Origin of the sequence: Hominilimicola sp., from assembly GCF_046972485.1 — a bacterium.
In the GTDB taxonomy this organism is placed as follows: domain Bacteria; phylum Bacillota; class Clostridia; order UBA1381; family UBA1381; genus Hominilimicola; species Hominilimicola fabiformis.
Genome location: NZ_JBKVWU010000127.1, coordinates 1 through 5,985, shown reverse-complemented (window position 1 = coordinate 5,985; position 5,985 = coordinate 1). Strand labels below are relative to the sequence as shown.

Here is a 5,985-nt window from a genome sequence, read left to right as displayed (position 1 = left end):
GCAGTCGTTAAAACTACTACGCTATAAAAAGTCTAACTTTTTGGGGTCACATCATTTTGCTGTCTCGCCTTAATTTTCGTATGGGATGATTTGTTCGGAAATATCAGATGAACAGTGTGGTTTTAAATGTTTTAGTCGGTCATACATTCTGACGGCAGTGCCGGAATCGTTATCTTTCAGATAATCAAGAATGACGGTGGCGGCTTTGTCATAATCACCTTCAATCTCGTAAATTTGTGAATAAAGCACAATATCGGTGGAGCTTTTCTCTGTGTGAGAATCAAGTATTTTTCTTGCCCCGTCAATATTTCGGTCGGCGATAAGGTCGCATATATGCTCTTGCTCACGGTTGCTACGGACATAGCCGGTAGATTCTTGTATCGGATTAACCAGATTGTAACGTCTTATATCTGTATACATATGTATCATATTGTTAAGGTCAAAGAAAACAGTAATTATAGTTGGAAGGATAAATATTACACCAATCAGTATGTACAGATATATTTTGAAAGGGAACAGAAAATCATCAACTTTAATCATTGAAAGTTTAAATTTTAGTTTATCAACATTTTTGTATCTTGATGCTATTTCACTTTGCGTGCATTTCTTTATTATTTTGCCAAGCCTTCCGCGAATTTTTGATTTTTTATCGGTGGTATTTTTGGTAAGCATAAATTTCATAAGCATACCGATTGCGTAAATATCCGTTCGATTGTCGGATTGAGTTCCGACTCCGCCTTGTTCGGGCGCCATAAAAATCGGTGTACCGGCAAAAACAGTATCTTTTGGTGTGTTGATTTTGTTCAATCTCGAATTGCCGAAGTCAATAAGATAAAATTTGTCCTCTATTTGCGAATACATCACGTTATTCGGAGAAATATCTCTGTGAATTAAGTTATCGTTGTGAATCGGTTTTAAGATGTTGCATAGTGCGGTTGCCATTTTGATAACAAACTTTTTGCCGAAACAGGTACCTTTACTAAGCATTGATTCTATTGTGTAGCCCTGTATACATTCTTCATATAATATGTATTTATCGTTTTCGGGACTGTAAAATAATTCTTTGATTTTAGGTACACCGTCATAATCCTTTTCTTGAATTATTTTGTATATTTCAAATTGTGGTCTGTCAAGTATTTTCTTAATGTATAGTTTATCATCTTCTGTACATTTTACTCTGAATGTAGTAAGATTGTCGTTTAACGGACATATAATTCTGTATTTTATCATAAATATTCCCCCTATATACTAAGTATACCATTAATTTCTTCATATATCAACAAGATATTTGTACAAAACACACAAACAAATTAACTCTGCCAGGAACTGCAAAAGCGATTGCAAGAGATTATAATGAAATTATCAAATTGATACGGGGAGTGTCAGACTTTAAGATTAACACTGACAGTCCGATACATTTGTGTCGCATTTTGATAAAATATAGAATAATATAATCTGGTAGGAGTGTGAAAAGTGTGGCAAAAAAAATGTCAGAATTAAAAACAGAGGAACTGACTGCAGAATTAAAGCTAACAAAAGATATTGAGGATTATCTGGACTTTGATGAATTAGCACCTGTATCTTTGGCTGAATATATTAATGCACTTGTCGAGAATAAGAAGACAAAGCTGTCAATTGTTGCACGAAAGGCACATATGAGCTCATCATATTTATATAAGCTCAGCGAAGGAAAACGTAAATCACCTACACGAAATAAAGCCTTGCAGATTTGTTTCGGACTTGGACTGGATATAGATGAAAGCAATGAATTTTTAAAGACAGCCGGTGTGGGGATTCTTTATCCTAAACTTGGTCGTGACAGTATTATTATGTTTTGTCTGGAAAAGGGGTGGGGGATTATTGAGTGTGAAGAACTGCTCGAAAAATACAATGAGTCATCAATTATAAATGAAAAGTAAAACACAAATGATATTTTGGAGGGAAAAATGAAAAAGATAATCACATTAATATTGGCAGGTTGTATAGCACTGTCGACAACGGCTTGCACCATTGAACAAGCGGCAAACTCGGCTGTGGATTTGGTAAACAGTTTGAATACGTCTGATTCGCCGGAGGTGAAATCGGTTAAGAACAGTTATTTGACTTCGTATTCGGATAAAATAACTGTCGGAAAGGCACTTGACTCATTTCTTGGAAATCCTATATGGCAGTATTTTGAAAGTGAGGACCATCAAAAAGTTGTACAATGTAATGGTACATGTCAGTACAATGACAAGACCGTTGAAGCTAAAATACAATTTTTGTTGAATGATGACGATACTTTTGAAATTCATGCAATGTCATTAAATGATATAGATCAAAACCTGTTAATGATGGCAGCATTTATGGGAAAAGTATATGAATCGGCAGGTGTTGAGGACGCATGGGAAGATGACAGTGCAGAAGATGAATTGAAAGGAAGTACTTCGACTTCTTCATCACAAAATACACAAGTAAGTACACAAACCAATACGCAAACAAATAACAACAATTCTGTAAGTACACCTCCGCCTTACGGCGATATAGGTGATGTTGGAGTGATTTCTACTGACGGATATGATTTGGATCAATATTATGTAACCGATACATTGCTTGACCGTTTATCACAAGACGAAGTCAGAATATTACTTAATGCATTATATGCACATTACGGTTATACATTCACCACCGAACAATATGCACAGTTCTTTAGCTCAAAACCGTGGTATTCTTCAAGAGGTACATCAATGTCGGATTGTGAAAGCAGATTCAATGACTACGAAAGAAAGAACAAGGAAACAATAACCGCTTACGAAACAAGAAAAGGTTGGAGATAAAATATGAAAAGAAAAACATTATTTATAATTTTGGCAACACTTGTGCTATCGCTAACATCATGTGCAATGTCTACCGATGAAATAGAAACTTATTTGACGAGTATCGATTCATCATATCAAAACGGTGCATATAAGCAAGCACAGACGGAAATTGAAAAACTTAATAAATCCACAAAGAATATGACGGAAGAACAGAAAAGCAAATATGAGGAATTACAGCCTTTGATTGAGTATGCAACGCAGAAAAGCGGTGAGATTAATAATGCTTTAAATGACGCACAAAGCTTGTGTGACCAAAAGATGTATTATGAGGCAAGTCAGGCACTTGATAAAATCGCAACCGATTATAAACTTCCGCCGACAGAGCAGAAGAAGTTTGATGAAGAAAAGACAACTGCCGAAAACGGTATAAAGTCGGTAAAAGTAACTGACGCGCTTAAAAATGTGGAAACGATATATAACGGCGGTGACTATGATAAAGCGACAGAGGAACTTTCAAAGATAGACACGTCGAATCTTACAGATGCACAAAGTCAAAAATATCAGTCATTGCAGACGAATATAGCAAATGCCAAAGCGGCGGCAGAAAAAGCGGCGGCAGAAAAAGCAGCAGCTGAAGCAAAGGCAAAGCAGGGAATATCCAAATCGCAGGCTGAAAACTTGGTTTTGAATACATTTGATAGGTCAGATGGGGTTGAATTGAAATGCAGCGTATATGATCAAAGCTCGTCATGCTACTATGTAAGAGTGTTTTGGCACAATGATTATACAGACAGATATAATCTTGTCGGTGACTATATTGTAGACAGATTTACCGGTGCGGTAACTAAAAACTGATAAAAGGGGAGATAAATTATGAAGAAAAAAATAATAGGATTAGCATTGACAATAGCGGTAGTGAGCGCGTTAAGTACGGCGGCATATGCGTCAACATATGTGAATAACGAGGACGTTACAAGCAGTGTATTCACGTCAAGTTCAAACGGATATACATTGTTTCCGGTAAGATATTTGGGTGAGAAACTTGGCTGTGATGTATATTGGAATCCTGACGATAAGTGTATAACAGTAAGTAAAGATGATATACATAGAGATTTTTATAACGGAAGTGCGGCGGTGTATGATTGGGAGGGAAACAGTTATAACCTTGTAACAGCGCCGAAACTTGTAGACGGAAATACAATGGTGCCGGCAGAATTTTATCGCGACCAATTCGGCATAAGCGTTATATGGGACGATGTGACAAGCAGTTTGTTCATAAATTCGGAAAATACATATAATTGGCTTGTTGATACAGCGGAATACAAAGATGCGAAGAAAAGAAAGAGCCAGCTTACACAGGATCAGGCAAGAGATAGACTTTATAATGCGTATGATTCAACAGACCAGCCTTATTTGAAAATAAATGATGAAGGTGAAAGCAGTGACTATTATTATTTCTTTGTATTAAGATATAATGATTTTACCGGATATTACGTTAATTGGGGCGACTATAAAGTAAACAAGAATACAGGAGCAGTAAGTAAAAAATAATTTTATAAGGAGATATAAAATGAAAAGAAAAATTTTATTGACAGTTGCTGTTATTCTTACAGTTATGCTGTCGGCATGCGGTATGAGTGAAGAAGAAATCGGTACGGCGCTAAGCAATATTAATAATGAATATCAAAGCGGTACATATGAGCAGGCTCAAACTGAAATTGTAAAGCTTGAAAAAGTGACAAAGAAAATGACAGATGAGCAGAAAAGTAAGTATGATGAATTGAAGCCTTTGATTGAATATGCAGTGCAGTCAAGCGGTGAGATTAATAATGCTTTAAATGACGCACAGGGCTTGTGCGACCAAAAGATGTATTATGAGGCGAGTCAGGCACTTGATAAAATTTCAATGGACTATAAACTTCCTCCGACAGAGCAGAAGAAGTTTGATGAAGAAAAGACAACTGCCGAAAACGGTATAAAGTCGGTAAAAGTAACTGACGCGCTTAAAAATGTGGAAACGATATATAACGGCGGTGACTATGATAAAGCGACAGAGGAACTTTCAAAGATAGACACGTCGAATCTTACAGATGCACAAAGTCAAAAATATCAGTCATTGCAGACGAATATAGCAAATGCCAAAGCGGCGGCAGAAAAAGCTGCGGCAGAAAAAGCAGCAGCTGAAGCAAAGGCGAAAGCTAAGATAGATATATCTATGGCAAAAAGTAAAGTTATTGGAACTTCGGGTTATCCGTATGCATCATTGCTTGCTGAAAATGATGAAAAATGGTACTTCGCACCTACTGATGAACCAGATGCCAATGTAAGAGATAGTGGCGGTCATGTGAGCAAGGGTGTTATGGTTTATTCTGTTGATAAAAATACAGGAAACATAAAGAGAGAACAATAAAAATATATTATCTGCTTTATTAGAAAAATTAATTGAATAACACCGTAGAGTCAACCGTAAAGGTTGGCTCTTTTTTGTATGCGATGGCAATACAGCTTATCCCTATTTATATACTGTATAAATGAGGTGGTTTCAGTGAAAGGAAAAATTAAAATCAATGATGAATTAAAAGCGAGTTACAGACGTGGGATTGTAAAGGAGCTGTATTCAAGGGAAATGATAACGGAGCAACAGTATAAGAGATTGCTTATGAAATAAGTGACAGCGGGGAGGTGTCGGTGGTGCTTAAAGTGGCGGCATATGCGCGTGTTTCGACTGACAAGGATGATCAGATAAATTCACTTACAAATCAGCGTGAGTATTTTGAAAGCTACATAAAGTCAAATGGCGATTGGGAGTTTGTTGAGGTATACTTTGACGAGGGTATCACAGGCACTCAAACCAAGAAACGAAAAGGTTTTAATCGTATGATTAACGACTGTAAAAACGGAAAAATAGACTTGATTTTAACAAAGGAAGTCAGCCGTTTTGCAAGAAATACTGTTGACACGTTGAATTACACCCGTATGTTAAAGGAATATGATGTAGGTGTATTTTTCATCAACGATAATATTGATACACGTCAAAATGACGGTGAGTTTCGTTTGGCGATTATGGCATCTGTTGCACAGGAGGAAAGCCGAAAAATTTCAGAACGTGTGAAATGGGGACAAAGACGTGCTATGGAAAACGGTGTTGTGTTCGGAAATAACAGTATTGTCGGATTTGATATTAATG

At 36.6% G+C, this 5,985-nt stretch carries 8 protein-coding genes; 7 read left to right on the top strand and 1 reads right to left on the bottom strand.

Going from position 1 to position 5,985, the window contains the following annotated elements:
* Nucleotides 1-69: 69 nt before the first annotated feature.
* The gene (locus ACLTU0_RS10220) at nt 70-1,230 is read right to left on the bottom strand and encodes a protein kinase domain-containing protein (RefSeq protein WP_412322338.1); all 1,161 of its coding nucleotides are present in this window, start codon (nt 1,228-1,230) and stop codon (nt 70-72) included.
* A 245-nt stretch (nt 1,231-1,475) separates the two neighbouring features.
* On the opposite strand from ACLTU0_RS10220, the gene ACLTU0_RS10215 reads away from it, so the two are divergent.
* From ACLTU0_RS10215 to ACLTU0_RS10185, 7 genes are all read left to right on the top strand, one after another.
* Nucleotides 1,476-1,919: a helix-turn-helix transcriptional regulator gene (locus ACLTU0_RS10215; RefSeq protein WP_337600247.1), complete on the top strand. Its 444-nt coding sequence runs from the start codon at nt 1,476-1,478 to the stop codon at nt 1,917-1,919.
* A gap of 27 nt (nt 1,920-1,946) precedes the next feature.
* Entirely contained in the window at nt 1,947-2,816 is an 870-nt protein-coding gene (locus ACLTU0_RS10210; RefSeq protein ID WP_412322336.1) for a YARHG domain-containing protein, read from the top strand.
* A 3-nt stretch (nt 2,817-2,819) separates the two neighbouring features.
* Complete coding sequence (locus tag ACLTU0_RS10205) at nt 2,820-3,653, top strand: hypothetical protein (protein WP_412322334.1); 834 nt, start codon at nt 2,820-2,822, stop codon at nt 3,651-3,653.
* Between the two features lie 18 nt (nt 3,654-3,671).
* Complete coding sequence (locus ACLTU0_RS10200; protein WP_337600242.1) at nt 3,672-4,349, top strand: copper amine oxidase N-terminal domain-containing protein; 678 nt, start codon at nt 3,672-3,674, stop codon at nt 4,347-4,349.
* A gap of 19 nt (nt 4,350-4,368) precedes the next feature.
* The gene (locus ACLTU0_RS10195; protein ID WP_412322332.1) at nt 4,369-5,208 is read left to right on the top strand and encodes a hypothetical protein; all 840 of its coding nucleotides are present in this window, start codon (nt 4,369-4,371) and stop codon (nt 5,206-5,208) included.
* A 135-nt stretch (nt 5,209-5,343) separates the two neighbouring features.
* Nucleotides 5,344-5,466: a hypothetical protein gene (locus tag ACLTU0_RS10190; protein WP_412322331.1), complete on the top strand. Its 123-nt coding sequence runs from the start codon at nt 5,344-5,346 to the stop codon at nt 5,464-5,466.
* A 20-nt stretch (nt 5,467-5,486) separates the two neighbouring features.
* A partial coding sequence (locus tag ACLTU0_RS10185; protein ID WP_412322329.1) for a recombinase family protein occupies nt 5,487-5,985 on the top strand: 499 nt, incomplete at its 3' end.

Excerpts from the sequence above, each read along its gene's own strand:
- ACLTU0_RS10220 (WP_412322338.1), bottom strand. The coding sequence starts at position 1,230 with ATGATAAAATACAGAATTATATGTCCGTTAAACGACAATCTTACTACA.
- ACLTU0_RS10210 (WP_412322336.1), top strand. The coding sequence starts at position 1,947 with ATGAAAAAGATAATCACATTAATATTGGCAGGTTGTATAGCACTGTCG.
- ACLTU0_RS10205 (WP_412322334.1), top strand. The coding sequence starts at position 2,820 with ATGAAAAGAAAAACATTATTTATAATTTTGGCAACACTTGTGCTATCG.
- ACLTU0_RS10200 (WP_337600242.1), top strand. The coding sequence starts at position 3,672 with ATGAAGAAAAAAATAATAGGATTAGCATTGACAATAGCGGTAGTGAGC.
- ACLTU0_RS10195 (WP_412322332.1), top strand. The coding sequence starts at position 4,369 with ATGAAAAGAAAAATTTTATTGACAGTTGCTGTTATTCTTACAGTTATG.